Origin of the sequence: Saccharococcus sp. Marseille-Q5394, assembly GCF_946901335.1 — a bacterium.
Classification (GTDB): Bacteria; Bacillota; Bacilli; order Bacillales_A; family Planococcaceae; genus Sporosarcina; species Sporosarcina luteola_C.
In genome coordinates, this window is the sequence record NZ_CAMPPQ010000001.1 from 2,035,973 (window position 1) to 2,051,439 (window position 15,467).

The following is a 15,467-nucleotide window of genomic DNA, read 5'->3' on the forward strand; positions in this document are numbered from 1 at the left end:
TCGGTGATAACCTGACGAGAATCGGTGATAAACGCGGTCAATTCGGTGATAACTGGACGAGAATCGGTGGTAAAGTCGCGCAAAGCGGTGGTAACTTGCCAAGAATCGGTGGTAAACTTCCCCTCCAACTATTTGATGCAATCCCACCCTCAATTTGAGACAATATACAGACAAAGGAAAAGGTTGGAAGGGTGATGAATTTGAAAGAACGTTATTTTTGGGCAGCGATCGGACTTATCGCAATCAGCTGGATTGCGAATTCATTATACGCACAGTCAAAGCAATTGGAGGAGCCTATTTTTCTGGATCATTATATTGAAACGACGACGGATGAACACGACCATAACTATGTCATCTTTTACTATTTAGCAAATAAAAACGATCACTCAACTATCAATTATATAAGATTCGGTGATGTCGAAGGCTTTCCGCAAGGTGACTATTTCTATGCAGGAACCACCGCCCCCCATGCAATTGACACATATAATCATCAAGAATTAAGAAGCATTACAGTCGCACTAAGGTCATTCAATGATAAAAAAAATGCACAATCATTCAACGAAATGGAAGTGTTTTATTCAGACGGAAGATCAGCAACCGCGTCCATCGGGGAAGTGATCATCCATCCAAAAAGGTACTATGGGAATGACGATGCTAGAGCGTTGGAACAACCATCTAGCGGAAGCAGCAATGACGGCTCGAGCTGGGATACATTCCGAGCAACCGAGCCGTTGGCAATCGAGAAAATCGACTTCCCTTTCAATGAACCGATTGAAGAACGGTTCAACTTTACAATAAGCGGCAAACAAACAGAGCAACCGCTGGATTCCCTCAAGCTTCCAATTCAATTAGAGAAGGATAAATCTGTGACATTGAGAGTTAATTTTAAAGAAAAAAGTTTTGTGAACCCTTTCGCATTTGCCATCCATATATCCGGAACAACAGCGGAAGGAAAACCTTTCACAAACTATGCTCATTATAATCTGTTTCCGTATTTGACACAGGACGACGTGAATCGAATTATCGAGGAAAAGACGGGGAGGGGTTCGGATGAATAAAGCGTTGCGGCAAATCTTCTGGGGGTATGTATTCATCTTTTTCCGAATTCACATTGGCTTCGATGTTTTAGCGGATCCAATCGGTTATTTCCTGATTTTATCGGGATGCTCCAAACTCGTTGAGGCATATCCAGTAGCTAAAAAAGCAATGATTGTTGCGATGATCGGTGCTATCTTTTCGCTTCCTTCAGTCTTCGTGAACCTTTCGGAAATACCTCTTACATTTGGTTGGTCGACTTACTCCAGCTTTCTATTAGTCCTCAAAATGGTTATGGGCTATTACTTGTTCATTGTATTGAAAGATGTAACGAAAGTGTTTGGCGGCCGAGCGTTGCATCAAAGAACAGAAAACACGTTCAAATTTTACGTGGCGATCCATCTTTTCGCATTGGCAATAGAATCCTTTTTCATGAATGTACCGGAAGACGGATGGGCCGCTCTTTCATTACTTTCATTAATCGGCGTGCTGGTGATAGATATTCTTTTTCTACTATTGATCGGGGCCATCCGGCGTGTCAGCCCGGAGCAACTTCGGGTAGATACGTTCATTTGAAACTTATTTCCCGCATAAAGTAAGAATCATAGGGGGTTATCATTTGTTCAAAAACGATGCAAACCAAATTCGCGCTGGATGGCTCATCTTTTTGGCGTTCTTCGCGATGTTTATTACGCAGCAGATTTTTGCAATTCCGGGAGGAGTCCTGCTGGCGATTGCTGATTTCCCGTTTCAAGATGGAAATTATGATATGGACTTCCAAGCCGCATTCGACAGGCACCCGTGGATTTTCCTATTGACCCAAGGCGGCGGGACAGTCGGCGGAATGCTCGCTACTGTTTTGTTATGGCGTTTTGTCAATAAAGGGACGCTGAAAGAGTTGGGATTCAGGGGGACGTTGAAAGATTTAGGGTTCGGCCTCTTGCTCGGAGCAGTGTCGATCGCCATCATTTTCTTTATTCTATTGGCTTCCGGTAATGTGGCGTTGCTCAATTCATTCACGAAACCTGAGTTCACAGTGTACTCATTGTCATTTCTGGTACTTTTCATTCTTGTCGGCTTTTTTGAAGAGATGTTTTTCAGAGGATATGTCATGTCCACACTGGAACGACGTGGGAATCCGAAATGGCTTGTCTATACCGCCTCTGCTGTCGTGTTCAGTTTGGCGCACGGCACGAATCCGAATGTCAGCGTATTGGGCTTGATCAATATCGCATTGGTCGGCGTTTTATTCGCCTATATGTTTGACGCGACGAAGAGCTTGTGGCTTCCAATCGGCTATCATATTACATGGAACTACTTTCAAGGGAATGTTTTCGGATTTGCTGTTAGCGGAACGACCCCACACGGAATCTATAACGTCTCGGTGGAAGAAGGAAATGCATGGCTGACCGGCGGAGCGTTCGGATTGGAAGGCGGCCTATTAGCGACGTTGTTAATTATTCTAGGATTTTTTGCAACGAGGCTGTATGTGAGGATGAAGGCGGAGTAAGCGGTTATGCGCCTTTGCTGCGATTTATGCGCGATTTTAGATGTTTATGCGTGATTTTGCGGAATTATGAGCGATTTTAGCGATTTATGAGCTTTTGAGGCATTTTATGCGCGTTTGGAGCGATTTATGCGTGAATGAAAGCTTGCTTGAGGCTGCCTAGCTTATGGCAGCCTCTTCTTTTCGTCCGCTAAGCGTTAAAACGAGGATTCCGCCTAAAAGGAGCGCGATTCCTGACCACGAAACAAAATCCAACCTTTCCCCTACGACGAGCACGCTTAAAATCGCGGCAGTGAGCGGTTCTGCTAACGAGAGCGTAACCGCGGATGATGAGGGGATGTGCCGCAGCCCGGTGGAAAACAGAATATATGCCACACTTGTCGTCGCGATACCGAGGTAGATCATTGTCGCTATACCGGGTAGGGTTACTAACCCTTCCGTTTCGAAGATGAACAGAAACGGCATCAGCATAATTGCGCTCACTGAGAAGATGACGGCAACTGAGGCAACCGCATCTGCTTTCTCTAATACTTCTTTGTTGAACAAAGTATAGAAGGCAAATAAAAGTCCGGCGAATAACGATAGCGAGACGCCTACCGGGTTGACGACCAACCCTTCTTTATTCGAAAACAATAATACACATCCGACGATAGCAAGTGAAGTTGCCGTGAGCCATATTTTCGATGGGCGTATTCTTAGGAATAGCCATTCGATTAGACCGGAAAACATCGGTGCACTTCCGATTGCTACGACGGTCCCGATAGCGATTCCAGTCAACCGGATTGACGTAAAAAAACAATATTGGAAGATTGCCATCGCCAGTGCGGAAAGAAGCGTCGCTTTCCACGGCCAGTTTCGAAAATCGATCTTCCGAAGAATAAGCATGATAATGAGCAAAGTGAAACCGCCGACTGCAAGTCTTGAGGCGCCGACTGCCAGTGGGTGAACGGTTTGCGGCATGAATGTTTGTGCAGTGCCTGTCGTTCCCCAAAGCACCGCCCCTAATAAGACAACTATGAATGCAATGCGCTGTGACAAAGAAATCCCCTCCTCCGATGTATTGAATATATCATGATATCGAAGGAGGGTGTATGAATTATCTAAATTATTTAGCTGTTGATTCGATCGTTTTTTTCAGCTTCGCCAATAGCCCATCCCAGCCTTCGGACATGCGAGGACGAACGACGTCATGCGATTCGCCGAACTCCGTCTGCTTCCCTTCCTCCCAACCAGCATGAATAAAGGTCAACTCGGTTTGTCCATCGATTGCTTTCAATTGAAAATGTACTTGCCAATCCTTACCCCAGTCGAATGAGAAACGGTTCGGTGATTGCACTTCAGTCACTTTACATGGCGATTCGCCCCATGGTCCCGCTTGTAAGGTAAATTCTTTTCCTTCGACCGGTTCCAAATCGTTCGGCATGAACCAAGCTCCAATCCCATCAGCTGTTGAAATATACGGCCACACCATTTCAATGGGCACTTCAAGCAATACATTCTTTTTTATTTCATTCACGATCATATAAAATTCCTCCTTGTCATTTCCACACTAATTTATATTTCTTCACATATTTTTCATCTTCCTCGATTTCAATTAATTCTAAGGCGGTTTTTTTGATTGATTGGTCTTTCGTTGCGTCATATAACTGTCTGAAACCTTGCTGGATATCATAACGGATCAATGTTGGATGTCTTTCATCCGAACACGTTTGGAATCTGCTAACGAGGTGCCCCATCACCAATTCCTTATGTGCCTTACCCGCTAGGCCTACTTTCCAAATCGATTGAAGACAGTGCCGAGCTGTCACGAACTTCTCATCTTTCGTGACTTTCAAGAGGAGTGGAAAGTCACGAAGTATGCGCTGCTCCGGATCACTGATCGCCAAGCCCGCCAAAAACTGCGCCGCTCTTGCCCTTCGATGATTGTCTTTGTCCGTCAACCAAGCAAGCAGAATGTCCCACACTTCGTACGCCCAATCCACTTTAAATTCCAACTTTTCCATAATAGCCATGAATGCGGAGTATTGTTTGTCTTTATCTTCACCTTCAAGGTCGTCGAATAAAGATTGAATTTGCTTTTCCATGTGAATACCTCTTTTTATATCATTTTAACATAACTAGATTAATGGATCCTGGAGGGCTGAAATGAGTCCTTGTGCAATTCATCAATCCCTAGTTCATCGGCAACTGGAATAGTACCCAAGCTATTGAACGAACAATAATACCATGTTACACTAAAAGGCAGGCTTTTTGCCGCGTGGTTCGTAACCATCCCACGTAAAAAAAACTAAGGAGAAATGAATATGAAAGTAAAAACAATGGCAACAAGCGGTATTATCGCTGCGTTGTATGTTGCTGTGACGTTTTTGATAGCACCGTTCGGGTTCACTAACATCCAGTTCCGCTTATCGGAGATGTTCAATCACCTCGTTGTGTTCAATAAAAAATACATCGTCGGGGTCGTATTAGGCGTATTTATCGCCAATATGCTCTTCTCGGAATTGGGACCGATCGATCTCCTATTTGGTGTTGGCCAATCGGTACTCGCTCTATCAATTACAATCCTCTCCGGAAAGTTCATCAAAGGCCTCTACCGACGAATGATTTTTAATACATTGGTTTTCACTTTCACGATGTTCCTCATCGCATGGGAATTGAATATCATGCTAGAACTGCCTTTCTTGTTGACATGGCTTTTCGTTGCTGTTGGTGAATTTGTCGTCATGGCAATCGGCATTCCTATCATGGTTGCATTGAATAAACGACTTAATTTCAGCAAGCTCATATAGGATTAAAAAACAGAGAGTGGCATTTAATAGCCGCTCTCTGTTTTATTTTACTCATACATAGGTGTTGCCGTATTGCGTTTTTAATAGCCAAGAGTGAAAAAAGTATTCCCCGACAGAGATAATTGCTCCAGCCAAAAATGCTTCTCCCAAGGATTCCGAATATCCAAGCAAGTTTAAGCCACCCCATAAAACAATAAATCCTAATGCCAAGTCTCCAATCGTCGCGGTCATATTGCCTACTCTTGGTAGAATCATCAGATCTCCCAAGTAAGAAATTAATAGTAAAGCGAAACCTAAAATAGTGGAGTGCCAAAAAGAGACGCCATTGAATACCGTTAGTACAATCCAAAGTACAGGGAATATCAAAATTGCTTTGATAAGAAGTGACCTTCCATGGTTAACGTTTGATTCCTCATTCATCGTTATTGCCTCCATTCATTTACTACTTTTAACATTGCCCAAGTCCAATTAAAATATGTAGGAAGCGCTTCGTTCGATTATAATATTTAGATAATGAAAGGAGGGTTTTTAATGTATATGACGATTGAAGAAACAGCAGAATATTTGAGTATGCCAGTCGAGCAAGTCCGGAAGTATGTATGGGAAGGACGCATCCGTTCCGTTCATGACGGCGAACAATTCTTCATTAATCAGAATCAATTCAGCGAGTATTTCAACCAGCTCGAGACGTTAAAAAGGCAAATCGACGACTATTTCAATGAACCGCTTCCACCCGACCGTGATATTAAGGATGAGGATTAAAAACCCCTATAAAGGGTAAACTGAAACCAGGGATGTGCCATAGTATAAAAGACACAATTTTTTCATTCAATACTAGTCGGATTTTCAATTCGAAATATCCTATTTATTTCTAACAGGCACCTTTGGGATGCATTTTATCGGTGTTAATAAAAAAATCAAATGAGCGATTGTTGTAAGTGACTAGATTTTCACTCCCTTTGCTTTCCCACTACATGATTGGTATAGTGTGTAGTCGTTTCAAAAATCCATTATTCATAGGGGGAAACATGCGAAAAATATCAAATGTGTTTTATATAACAATCGGCCTGATTATATTGGCTGTTGGATATGGAGTGATTGCGGCGGAGAGTTTTGAAACCGTCACAAATTCCATCAAATCCTTCGTATCATCTTCATTCGGATGGTATTACATGCTCCTGCTCTCATTCCTGCTTGTGCTTAGCCTTTTCTTCATTTTTAGCCCATTCGGCAAAGTGCGATTAGGACAAGATGAAGACCGTGCATCGTTTTCGACAATCACTTGGATTGCCATGCTATTTTCTGCAGGGATGGGAATCGGGTTAGTCTTCTACGGGGCAGCAGAACCGCTATCCCACTATGCCATTAATCCCGCAACGGCCGAGCCGAATACAGATGCTGCATTTAAAGAAGCAATGCGACAAACATTCTTCCATTGGGGATTGCATGTATGGGCCATGTACGGGATCGTCGGACTTGCTCTTGCGTATTTCCAATTCCGTAAAGGAGAGCCAGGTTTAATTTCAGCAACATTGAAGCCGATTTTCGGTAAAAAAATGGAGGGGCCATGGGGCGTACTCGTAGATGTACTTGCCGTATTTGCAACAGCTTTTGGCGTTGCCACTTCTCTCGGCTTCGGTGCTGTTCAAATTAACGCAGGCGTGAATTATCTATTTGGCGTTTCAATCGGATTCACTTCACAACTGATCATTATTGCGGTCGTGACAGTCCTCTTTGTCATGTCTGCGTGGTCGGGGCTTAGCAAAGGAATCAAATATTTGTCAAACACAAATCTAGTTCTTGCGCTCGCCTTATTAGGTTTCGTCCTCATCTTAGGGCCGACATTGCTCATCTTCAATGTTTTTACCGATTCTATTGGAGGCTATCTCGCCAACCTCGTTTCGATGAGTTTCCGGACTGCACCGTTGAATGACACTCATCGTGACTGGCTGGAAGGTTGGACGATCTTCTATTGGGCTTGGTGGATTTCCTGGGCACCATTCGTCAGCATGTTCATCGCGAGGGTATCAAAGGGCAGGACAATTAGAGAGTTCATGGTCGTTGTCATGTTAGCACCAACCGTTCTGAGCGCTATCTGGTTTTCAGCTTTCGGAACGACTGCCATCAACATGCAACGTAAAGGGATTGCAGACTTAGCGAAAACAGACACTGAATTGACGATATTTGAAATGTTCCATGCGATGCCTTTGTCGTTCATTATTTCCATTGTCGCAGTTCTGTTAATTGCATCGTTTTTCATCACTTCCGCGGATTCAGCGACATTTGTGTTAGGCATGCAGTCCACATACGGTTCATTGACCCCGCCGAATAGCGTAAAAATCATTTGGGGCGTCATCCAGTCTGCAATTGCTATCATATTGCTGTCTGTAAATGGATTGACTGCACTGCAAAACACGATCATCATTGCCGCTCTGCCGTTTTCCTTCATCATTTTGCTGATGATTTTCTCACTACTCAAAGCGTTGAAGAGCGAACTGCCTAAGAGTGAACGGCCGAGGAGAAGAAAAGCGAAAGATACCATTTAAACAGCATAGAAAAAAGTGGAGGACGGAATCTAAAGATTCCTCCTCCACTTTTTTAATTTGGCACCAGGACTGCTTCGTGTTGGCGAATGATATGCAGCAAGTCCGCAACCATCGCGCTTCCTGTCGGATACATTCCTGCACCCGGGCCAACCAACGTCAATGGTCCGAGATATTCGGTATTTACGATGACGGCATTGTCGACACCGTCAATACTGAAAAGCGGGTGATCCGCTCCAATTAGGACAGGTCCTACCGTCGCCTGCAGCTTCCCTTTTTCATCCTTCCAAATATCTGCCACGTGACGATAACGGAGATCGCCTTTGGTTGCATCATTGATATCAATTGATTCGAGATGATCGATTCCGACGACAGGAACGTCTTCCCAGTCAGGCTGCCTGCCGAAAGCGAGCGCGCTCAAAATCATCAGTTTACGGAAAGCATCCGTGCCATCCACATCATCTGCAGGGTCTGCTTCCGCGTAACCATTTTGCTGTGCATGTAACAGTGCTTCTTTGAATGAAGACCCCTCATCGCGCATTTTCGTCAAAATGAAATTTGACGTCCCATTTAAAATGCCTTGGATCCGTTTAATCCGGTCGCCTACCAGCAGATTGGTCACAGTCCGGATGATTGGCACCCCGCCAGCAGTCGTCGCTTCGAACCCGACTTGCACGTTCCGAAATTCGGCATGTTTCCTTAACGCAGGTCCGTGTTTTGCAAACATTTTTTTGTTCGCAGTTATGATGTGGCACCCTTTCTCAATCGCATCCGACAAATACGTATAAGCAGGTTCTTCCCCGACAATCGCTTCAAGAACGATATCGATTTCAGGGTTCCCTAATATATCCTGAATATCATCTGTAAAATTTGCGCCTGTTATCGGCAGGCGTTCTTTCGCCTTGTCTTTTACAAGGATGGATACGACATCAACGGTGAAACCAGTGCTCTTTTTAATTTCTTCCCGCTTCTCTTGCAGGATTCTATAAACACCTTCACCGACCGTACCAAAACCGAGTATGGCCACTTTAATTGACGGCATGAAACCACCCTTTCTGATCTAAAGCGGAGGAGGGCGTTTAGCCCGTGCTCGTAACGCTTCGCTTTTACTCGCAAAAGCCGTTCTATGTGACGGCTTTCGCAGCTAGATGTTAATCATAGCAATAGTTAGCGAACTGCGACAGGCGCCGCTTTCTCAATCGCCTGCTTAAGGTCCGCAATAATATCATCAGTAGACTCCAGTCCGACAGACAGACGGATCAATTCCTCTGGCGTTCCTGTCTTTTTCAAGTCCTCCGCAGACAATTGCTGGTGCGTCGTTGATGCAGGATGGATGATAAGCGATTTTGCATCCCCTACGTTCGCAACATGCGACCATAGCGTAATATTGTCAATCACTCTGCGTCCTGCGTCACGGCCACCTTTAATTCCGAAGACGATGATAGAACCAAACCCGTTCTTCAAATATTTCTTTGCATTTTCATGTGTTGGATGATCTTCAAGACCCGTGTACGTCACCCATTCCACAGACGGATGAGCCTGTAGGAATTCAGCGACTTTCACGGCATTTTCGTTATGGCGTGTCACACGCAAATGGAGCGTCTCCAGCCCTTGAAGGAAGTTGAATGCACTGTCCGGATCCAAGCAAGGCCCGAAGTCGCGGAGCAATTGGACGCGGAGCTTCGTCGCGAATGCAGCTCCCGCCGTGTCAATGCCGTATCGCAAGCCGTTGTACGTTTCATCCGGCTCCGTGAAGCCAGGGAACTTCCCTCTCGTCCAGTCGAATTTCCCTGCGTCGACTACGACGCCGCCGATAGTCGTTCCATGGCCGCCAATCCACTTCGTTGCGGAATGAATGACAACGTCAGCACCAAACTCGATTGGGTTCGATCCGTATGGGGATGCGAATGTGTTATCGATGAGGAATGGGATTTCATTTTCATGCGCAATGTTTGCGACCGCTTCGATATCGAGCACTTGAAGGCTAGGATTTCCGATCGTTTCAGCGAAAATCGCTTTCGTTTTATCTGTAATCGCAGCACGGAAGTTTTCAGGTTCGTCCGCGTCCACGAATTTCACATTGATACCGTAGCGTGGAAGCGTAACGGCGAATAGATTATACGTACCGCCGTAAAGATTGCCGGCAGCGACAATCTCGTCACCCGCACCCGCAATATTGAGAATGGAGAATGCGATTGCTGCCATTCCCGAAGACAGAGCAACTGCAGCAGTTCCACCTTCTAAGAGTGCTACCCTTTCTTCAAAGACAGCAACGGTAGGATTCGTAATTCTTGTATAAATATTGCCTGCTTCTTGCAAGCCGAATAAGTTTTGGGCATGTTCAGTATCACGGAATACGAATGCAGTAGTACGGTGGATTGGCACAGCACGGGAACCTGTAATTGGATCCGGTTTCTGCCCTCCGTGTAAGAGAAGAGTTTCTGGTTGAAGTGGTTTGTTTGTCATTGTCATTACCTCCAGTGGTTTTTTAAGATGAAAATGATGCAGTGCGGAGGCGTTGGGGGTTTTGGGAATAAAAAAATAACCCCTTTCGCTAAGAGAAGGGTTACGCTTTCGCTTATTCCTCCTCTTATCTTTCAGACCGTTTTCACGAATCTGTAGGAAGTAGCACCTTTGCAAGTTCATCACTTGCCGGTTGCCGGGCATCGCAGGGCCTAGTCCCTCCGCCGCTCTTGATAAGAGTTTGGTTATTCAGTTTTTCATCTTGTTGAACAGTATAGGAGACTATTTTTTAAAAGTCAAGGGGTGAATTTATTTTTTTCTGAAACTTGCGCTTTATCTTCGATGTTATAATAGTTGTAGAAGTCGGAATGACGGATTGATGAAGCGGGTGGATACTTTGAGCGCGGGAGTGGCTTCTTAGAGCGCGGATGCAGCCTTTTTGAACGCGCAGCCAGTTGCTTTGGACGCGATTCAGCCAAACTAGAACATCGGTGTATATGACTATATTATTTTTGGGGGATTCTTATGACGTTATGGATTATAGCTATCATAATTTGTGGATATTTGGTCGGCTGCCTTCATGGCTCGACAGTCGCTCGTTGGATTTCGGGGGTTAATTTGAAAGAAACCGGTGTTAAAAATGCCGGAGCGTCGAACGCGATGATCGTTCTTGGAAAACGGTATGGTGCGCTTGTTGCATTGATTGATATTGGCAAAGGCATCTTCGCGGTCATTGCTGTAAGGCTGCTAGCTGGACATTTCGGACTGCCTACGGAATACATCACTTTGTTATTATTCGCTGTCGGAGCTGCTGTTATATTCGGCCATAACTATCCGTTCCATATGAAGTTCAACGGGGGGAAAGGGACAGCAACAGTAATCGGTGTATTATTTGCGATTGACTGGCGGTTCGGACTTGCCGGGTTCATTCTATTCATTCTAGTGGCCATCATATCTGACATTCTTGTCTTTGGCGTTATCATGTTATACATCACTTTATTGGCCATGGCCGTTTGGTTAGATGGATATTGGCCAATAGTAATTGCAACCTTACTTTTCTTGATGGCAATCTGGAAGCATATCGAAAACTTGAAGCGGATTCGCAAAGGGACGGAGCCACGCATTCGCACATCATTCAAGAAAAAACAGAAGCACTCGGAATGAGGCTTCTGTTTTTTCGATGAGATTGCCTTTTATCAATCAAAAATCCAACCAGATCTTCACAGCGGTCCCTAAAATCAAAACTGCCAATATCCCCTGCAATACTTCCGTATTCATCTTCTGTCCTGCTTTTGCCCCGAGTGGCGCGGCGAGGATGCTCGCTACAATCATGACAGCTGCCGGACCGTAAAGCACCTGGTCTGTCACGATCTTCCCTACCGTCGAACCGATCGATGAAATGAATGTAATGGCGAGGGAAGTAGCAATCGTCATGCGTGTCGGGATTTTCAAAACGACAAGCATGATTGGAACTAAAATGAACGCGCCGGCAGCTCCAACAATTCCAGCTGCAATCCCTACGATGAAAGCGAGCACGGCTGCAAGCCATTTATTGAAAACAACCTGATCCGCCGGAATATCATCCAATCCTTTTTTCGGGATGAACATCATGATGGCCGCAATCGTTGCAAGAATTCCGTACACGAGGTTGATGCTTCCTTCAGAAATCAAATTGGAGCCGTAACCCCCGATAAAACTTCCGACCAAAATCGCGCTCCCCATGTATATGATCAGCGTTTTATTGAGATATCCGCCTTTCCGATATACCCATACTCCGGATATAGTCGCGAAGAACACTTGAATTGCACTGATTCCTGAAACTTCGTGCGCAGAGAATGCGGCAATTCCAAGTAATGGCGGAATGTATAATAGCATCGGGTATTTGATGATTGATCCGCCGATTCCGACCATTCCGGAAACGAAGGATCCTACAAATCCGATGAGGAAAATCGTTATTAGAAATGTCATATCCATCGGTATTTACCTCCTAAATCAGGAAAGGGGTATCTGCTCAGATACCCCCTACCCTACAATCAGCCTTTCTTAATCCAGAATGTGAAGACGCCTGTATCTTCTTCTTTTTGATCAACCATTTCATGGCCGCTGGATTTCGCCCATGCTGTCAAATCAGCGACTGAGCCTTTATCAGTTGTGAAGATTTCCAGGATTTCACCCGTCTCCATTTCCTTCATCGTCTTTCTTGCACGTACAACCGGCATTGGGCATGCCAACCCTTTTGCATCTAATACTTTTGTTACGTTCATTTTCATCTTCTCCTTTTTGATTAAATTACCTTACTGCACAACGATTCGGTCCGATTTCCATTTCACGCTGCGTTTCTTCGTTAGGATTGATTTTCCCCATATTCGTTTGACGGATTTCTTGGTACGCGTTTGGTTGAGGAGGCAAGTTTCCTGTCACCATTTGACGGAATTCTTGTTCATCCTCAATATTCAAGCCGTGGTTATTCGCGAACAGCGTTCCTAACTTTTCCGAAACGCTTCCATCTTCATTCAACTCTTCGATAATCATGAAGTGCGCGGGAAGTACGAGTAGATCTTCCGCCAACTCACGATAACGGCTATACAATGTTTCCCGCAGATCGCCGACCCAGTCCTCCGCCAAACCCGCGAGGTCTGGGCGACCGATGGAGTCGATGAATAAAATATCTCCTGACAATAAATAAGCATCGTCTACGATAAACGAAGTGGAACCGATCGTATGACCTGGTGAATAAAGCGCTTGAATATCGATTTTCGATGTTCCCACTGTGATCACCCGGCCGCCTTCCAACGGTTCGTAATCAAACGTCACTTCTGTTGCATCTTTCGTCGGCAGCCAGTACGTTCCATTCACGGCTTCCGCAATTTTTTTACCACCGGAAATATGGTCCGCATGCAGATGTGTATCGAGTACATTCGTAATCTTTACGTTCAATTGTTTAGCGAAATCAAGGAAGACATCGGTCATTCTTGTTGCATCCACAATGACCGCTTCTCCGTTCGACACAATCATATAAGAGAGGCAGCCTTTTCCGATCCGGACGAATTGATAAATCGCGCCGCCATCCTTCAAGTCACCGACTTTCACCGGCTCCAAATGTTCGCTCCATGCTTTCATGCCGCCTTGCAAGTAGTGAACGTCACGACCATCCTCAGCAAGCATTTCCGCGACAAAAATCGAAGAACCTTCCTTCGCACAGACGACAACAACCTCTTTATCAGTCGGAATTTGATCGAGGATTTCCTCTACGCCATCGAGTAAATCGAAATAAGGGCTATTCAAATAGTGAATGTTCTCCCCTTCAATTTTCCAATCCGCAAACGCATCTTCATTACGGACATCCAAAATGAAGAACTTTTCTTTATTAATCACTTTCTTTGCGACTTCTCCAGCTGTCATCGGTGTAACTGCACTGCCCTCCAATTTGCCCCCAGGGGTATTATTTTTTGTAAATAAATCCTCTGTCGGGCCTTCCCAAGCCAACATGCCGCCTGCCATATTAACTACTTTGTATCCGTAACTTTCAAGGAAGTTCGTCGCCTGTCCGCTACGTCCTCCCGACCGGCAAACCATTGTGTATTCTTTTGTTTTATCCAATTCATTCATACGGAACTCCAATAATCCAAGGGGGATATTAATGGAACCAGGAATTTTTCCTTCAGCGACTTCATCCACTTCACGGACATCTATAAGAGTAAGCGGCTGTCCCGCGGATAGTTTTGCTTCGATTTCTTTTGCTGTTACTTCATTCATTGTTATTTCCTCCTTTTTTAAATAAATAAATTCACATTTCCATCTTGTGCATCAGCCAAATAAGCAGCTACGCCCGCATAATTGATGCCTTCCAGCAACTCTGCTTGATCAAGACCTAATAAATCCATCGTCATTGTACAAGCGACAAGTTTAATGTCTTGTTCCTGCGCCAATTCGATCAATTGGGGAAGCGTCATCGCATTATGTTTAGTAATGACATGCTTAATCATTTTAGGTCCCATTCCAGCCATATTCATTTTTGAAATGCCCATCTTATCTGCGCCACGCGGCATCATTTTGCCGAACATTTTTTCCAAAAACCCTTTCTTCACTGGAACGTGATCCTCTTTGCGAAGTGCATTCAACCCCCAAAACGTATGGAAAATCGTCACTTCATGGTCATAAGCCGCAGCCCCATTCGCAATGATATAGGCAGCCATCGCTTTATCGTAGTCACCACTGAACAAAACAATGGTCGTCTTTTTCGTTTCCGACAATCTCAATCATCCTTTCTTTTCAAAATACCGCTACCCCTAGGGGTATATTAAACCGATAAAAGAAAAGAGTCAACTGTTAGCGACTCTTTACTAGGAGATTAACTGCTTCTTTTACAATCTCCTCTTGAGACATCGGATTATTTTCATCAACGTTCTGCATGCATGAAATAATATTTGAGCTGACAATGACGCCTATCGTACGGTCAATCGCTGAACGGGAAGCTGACAATTGAGTGACGACTTCTTTACAGTCTTTTCCTTCTTCAATCATCCGTAATATTCCTTTGATTTGGCCTTCAATCCTTTTTAATCGATTTACGATTTTATCATCGTAATGCACGTACCTTCAGCTCCTTTATCGTTTGTTACAATTCTGATTCTATACCCCTCTAGGTATAATGTCAAGCGACTGGGCATAAACGATTCAGAGTTCTGCAAAGTTCGACAATTTATGGTATACTAGTTATAGACAACTTGATAGGGATCGGTTTCAACTAGTTGTTTTCCATCATGATTTCAATTGCTTAGGATGCACCTAAGCAGTTTTTCATTAGGGATTATGATGAGAATAAACAGTAGGAGTGATTCGTTTGGCATTTCCACGCAGGGAGAAACCTGTTTCAGATTTTGTCGCAGCTCGTCATATCGATGAGGAGATTTCATTCGTTCGCAATGATTTTGAGGTGAACGGAACGATTCATAAGATTCTCGAAAACTCAGTCATCGTTAAAATTTCGGAGGACGACGCCGACCGTATTGGTGTCGCATCCAACCTCACCGTTGTTTCTCATAAGAACTACTCAGTTGGTTAATTTATATCTAAAAGGGCATCTCCGTCAGGGAGTGCCCTTTTTCTTTTGGTTTTCTATTTATTCTC

At 44.5% G+C, this 15,467-nt stretch carries 19 protein-coding genes, 1 pseudogene and 2 riboswitches; of the genes and pseudogenes, 8 read left to right on the forward strand and 12 right to left on the reverse strand.

The genetic code is table 11. The features are described 5' to 3' along the window. Positions 1-194 precede the first annotated feature (194 nt). From OC538_RS09775 to OC538_RS09785, 3 genes are read left to right on the forward strand one after another with little or no spacing between them, the layout of a single operon-like run. Positions 195-1,058, forward strand: coding sequence for a hypothetical protein (locus OC538_RS09775; RefSeq protein ID WP_251693102.1), 864 nt, complete (start codon positions 195-197; stop codon positions 1,056-1,058). Then, a complete protein-coding gene (locus OC538_RS09780) occupies positions 1,051-1,611 on the forward strand; it encodes a hypothetical protein (protein WP_251693099.1) in 561 nt (186 codons plus the stop codon). The genes OC538_RS09775 and OC538_RS09780 overlap by 8 nt, the downstream gene beginning before the upstream one ends. Positions 1,612-1,654: 43 nt before the next feature. Further along, positions 1,655-2,545, forward strand: a complete 891-nt coding sequence (locus OC538_RS09785) for a CPBP family intramembrane glutamic endopeptidase (protein WP_251693097.1) — start codon at positions 1,655-1,657, stop codon at positions 2,543-2,545. A gap of 156 nt (positions 2,546-2,701) precedes the next feature. Here the strand turns inward: OC538_RS09785 and OC538_RS09790 are convergent, their stop codons facing one another. The 3 genes from OC538_RS09790 to OC538_RS09800 form a co-directional block, all read right to left on the reverse strand. Beyond that, entirely contained in the window at positions 2,702-3,580 is an 879-nt protein-coding gene (locus OC538_RS09790) for a DMT family transporter (RefSeq protein WP_251693095.1), read from the reverse strand. 67 nt (positions 3,581-3,647) lie between these two features. Next, complete coding sequence (locus OC538_RS09795) at positions 3,648-4,064, reverse strand: SRPBCC family protein (RefSeq protein WP_262174826.1); 417 nt, start codon at positions 4,062-4,064, stop codon at positions 3,648-3,650. Between the two features lie 16 nt (positions 4,065-4,080). Beyond that, on the reverse strand, positions 4,081-4,626 hold the full coding sequence (locus tag OC538_RS09800; protein ID WP_251693090.1) for a hypothetical protein: 546 nt from the start codon (positions 4,624-4,626) through the stop codon (positions 4,081-4,083). Between the two features lie 167 nt (positions 4,627-4,793). Next, a riboswitch (PreQ1 riboswitch) is annotated at positions 4,794-4,839 on the forward strand. Between the two features lie 6 nt (positions 4,840-4,845). Here OC538_RS09800 and OC538_RS09805 point away from each other — a divergent pair. After that, positions 4,846-5,331, forward strand: coding sequence for a QueT transporter family protein (locus tag OC538_RS09805; protein WP_251693089.1), 486 nt, complete (start codon positions 4,846-4,848; stop codon positions 5,329-5,331). Positions 5,332-5,382: 51 nt separating this feature from the next. Here OC538_RS09805 and OC538_RS09810 read toward each other — a convergent pair whose 3' ends face one another. Then, the gene (locus OC538_RS09810) at positions 5,383-5,751 is read right to left on the reverse strand and encodes a DUF2512 family protein (RefSeq protein WP_251693086.1); all 369 of its coding nucleotides are present in this window, start codon (positions 5,749-5,751) and stop codon (positions 5,383-5,385) included. Positions 5,752-5,862: 111 nt separating this feature from the next. Here OC538_RS09810 and OC538_RS09815 point away from each other — a divergent pair, with 111 nt between their 5' ends. Then, entirely contained in the window at positions 5,863-6,093 is a 231-nt protein-coding gene (locus OC538_RS09815; RefSeq protein WP_251693085.1) for an excisionase family DNA-binding protein, read from the forward strand. 266 nt (positions 6,094-6,359) lie between these two features. Continuing rightward, the gene (locus tag OC538_RS09820; RefSeq protein WP_251693083.1) at positions 6,360-7,877 is read left to right on the forward strand and encodes a BCCT family transporter; all 1,518 of its coding nucleotides are present in this window, start codon (positions 6,360-6,362) and stop codon (positions 7,875-7,877) included. 52 nt (positions 7,878-7,929) lie between these two features. Here OC538_RS09820 and OC538_RS09825 read toward each other — a convergent pair whose 3' ends face one another. Continuing rightward, the gene (locus OC538_RS09825) at positions 7,930-8,916 is read right to left on the reverse strand and encodes a homoserine dehydrogenase (protein WP_251693082.1); all 987 of its coding nucleotides are present in this window, start codon (positions 8,914-8,916) and stop codon (positions 7,930-7,932) included. 125 nt (positions 8,917-9,041) lie between these two features. Then, entirely contained in the window at positions 9,042-10,340 is a 1,299-nt protein-coding gene (locus tag OC538_RS09830; RefSeq protein WP_251693080.1) for an O-acetylhomoserine aminocarboxypropyltransferase/cysteine synthase family protein, read from the reverse strand. A 121-nt stretch (positions 10,341-10,461) separates the two neighbouring features. Beyond that, positions 10,462-10,577: riboswitch (SAM riboswitch) on the reverse strand. 285 nt (positions 10,578-10,862) lie between these two features. On the opposite strand from OC538_RS09830, the gene OC538_RS09835 reads away from it, so the two are divergent. Beyond that, positions 10,863-11,501, forward strand: a complete 639-nt coding sequence (locus OC538_RS09835; RefSeq protein WP_251693078.1) for a glycerol-3-phosphate acyltransferase — start codon at positions 10,863-10,865, stop codon at positions 11,499-11,501. A gap of 36 nt (positions 11,502-11,537) precedes the next feature. On the opposite strand, the gene OC538_RS09840 is transcribed toward OC538_RS09835, so the two are convergent. The 6 genes and pseudogenes from OC538_RS09840 to OC538_RS09865 all read right to left on the reverse strand — a co-directional run bounded on the left by OC538_RS09840 (position 11,538) and on the right by OC538_RS09865 (position 14,930). After that, positions 11,538-12,311, reverse strand: coding sequence for a sulfite exporter TauE/SafE family protein (locus OC538_RS09840; RefSeq protein WP_262174870.1), 774 nt, complete (start codon positions 12,309-12,311; stop codon positions 11,538-11,540). Positions 12,312-12,370: 59 nt separating this feature from the next. Next, positions 12,371-12,601: a sulfurtransferase TusA family protein gene (locus OC538_RS09845; RefSeq protein ID WP_262174873.1), complete on the reverse strand. Its 231-nt coding sequence runs from the start codon at positions 12,599-12,601 to the stop codon at positions 12,371-12,373. A 25-nt stretch (positions 12,602-12,626) separates the two neighbouring features. Further along, a complete protein-coding gene (locus OC538_RS09850) occupies positions 12,627-13,739 on the reverse strand; it encodes an MBL fold metallo-hydrolase (protein ID WP_262175262.1) in 1,113 nt (370 codons plus the stop codon). A gap of 84 nt (positions 13,740-13,823) precedes the next feature. After that, positions 13,824-14,093 (reverse strand): annotated as a pseudogene (locus OC538_RS09855) (rhodanese-like domain-containing protein); the annotation flags it as partial. A 17-nt stretch (positions 14,094-14,110) separates the two neighbouring features. Then, entirely contained in the window at positions 14,111-14,590 is a 480-nt protein-coding gene (locus OC538_RS09860) for a DsrE/DsrF/DrsH-like family protein (RefSeq protein ID WP_262174876.1), read from the reverse strand. Positions 14,591-14,666: 76 nt separating this feature from the next. Further along, positions 14,667-14,930: a metal-sensitive transcriptional regulator gene (locus tag OC538_RS09865; RefSeq protein WP_251697986.1), complete on the reverse strand. Its 264-nt coding sequence runs from the start codon at positions 14,928-14,930 to the stop codon at positions 14,667-14,669. A gap of 241 nt (positions 14,931-15,171) precedes the next feature. On the opposite strand from OC538_RS09865, the gene OC538_RS09870 reads away from it, so the two are divergent. Beyond that, complete coding sequence (locus OC538_RS09870) at positions 15,172-15,402, forward strand: DUF2187 family protein (protein WP_251693070.1); 231 nt, start codon at positions 15,172-15,174, stop codon at positions 15,400-15,402. The last annotated feature ends 65 nt before the right edge of the window (positions 15,403-15,467 follow it).

What these genes read in the sequence shown, in the direction of transcription:
- OC538_RS09840 (WP_262174870.1), bottom strand. Translation starts at nt 12,311, where the DNA reads ATGGATATGACATTTCTAATAACGATTTTCCTCATCGGATTTGTAGGA.
- OC538_RS09800 (WP_251693090.1), bottom strand. Translation starts at nt 4,626, where the DNA reads ATGGAAAAGCAAATTCAATCTTTATTCGACGACCTTGAAGGTGAAGAT.
- OC538_RS09810 (WP_251693086.1), bottom strand. Translation starts at nt 5,751, where the DNA reads ATGAATGAGGAATCAAACGTTAACCATGGAAGGTCACTTCTTATCAAA.
- OC538_RS09795 (WP_262174826.1), bottom strand. Translation starts at nt 4,064, where the DNA reads ATGATCGTGAATGAAATAAAAAAGAATGTATTGCTTGAAGTGCCCATT.
- OC538_RS09775 (WP_251693102.1), top strand. Translation starts at nt 195, where the DNA reads ATGAATTTGAAAGAACGTTATTTTTGGGCAGCGATCGGACTTATCGCA.
- OC538_RS09850 (WP_262175262.1), bottom strand. Translation starts at nt 13,739, where the DNA reads ATGACAGCTGGAGAAGTCGCAAAGAAAGTGATTAATAAAGAAAAGTTC.
- OC538_RS09830 (WP_251693080.1), bottom strand. Translation starts at nt 10,340, where the DNA reads ATGACAAACAAACCACTTCAACCAGAAACTCTTCTCTTACACGGAGGG.
- OC538_RS09825 (WP_251693082.1), bottom strand. Translation starts at nt 8,916, where the DNA reads ATGCCGTCAATTAAAGTGGCCATACTCGGTTTTGGTACGGTCGGTGAA.
- OC538_RS09835 (WP_251693078.1), top strand. Translation starts at nt 10,863, where the DNA reads ATGACGTTATGGATTATAGCTATCATAATTTGTGGATATTTGGTCGGC.
- OC538_RS09820 (WP_251693083.1), top strand. Translation starts at nt 6,360, where the DNA reads ATGCGAAAAATATCAAATGTGTTTTATATAACAATCGGCCTGATTATA.
- OC538_RS09805 (WP_251693089.1), top strand. Translation starts at nt 4,846, where the DNA reads ATGAAAGTAAAAACAATGGCAACAAGCGGTATTATCGCTGCGTTGTAT.
- OC538_RS09845 (WP_262174873.1), bottom strand. Translation starts at nt 12,601, where the DNA reads ATGAACGTAACAAAAGTATTAGATGCAAAAGGGTTGGCATGCCCAATG.
- OC538_RS09815 (WP_251693085.1), top strand. Translation starts at nt 5,863, where the DNA reads ATGTATATGACGATTGAAGAAACAGCAGAATATTTGAGTATGCCAGTC.
- OC538_RS09780 (WP_251693099.1), top strand. Translation starts at nt 1,051, where the DNA reads ATGAATAAAGCGTTGCGGCAAATCTTCTGGGGGTATGTATTCATCTTT.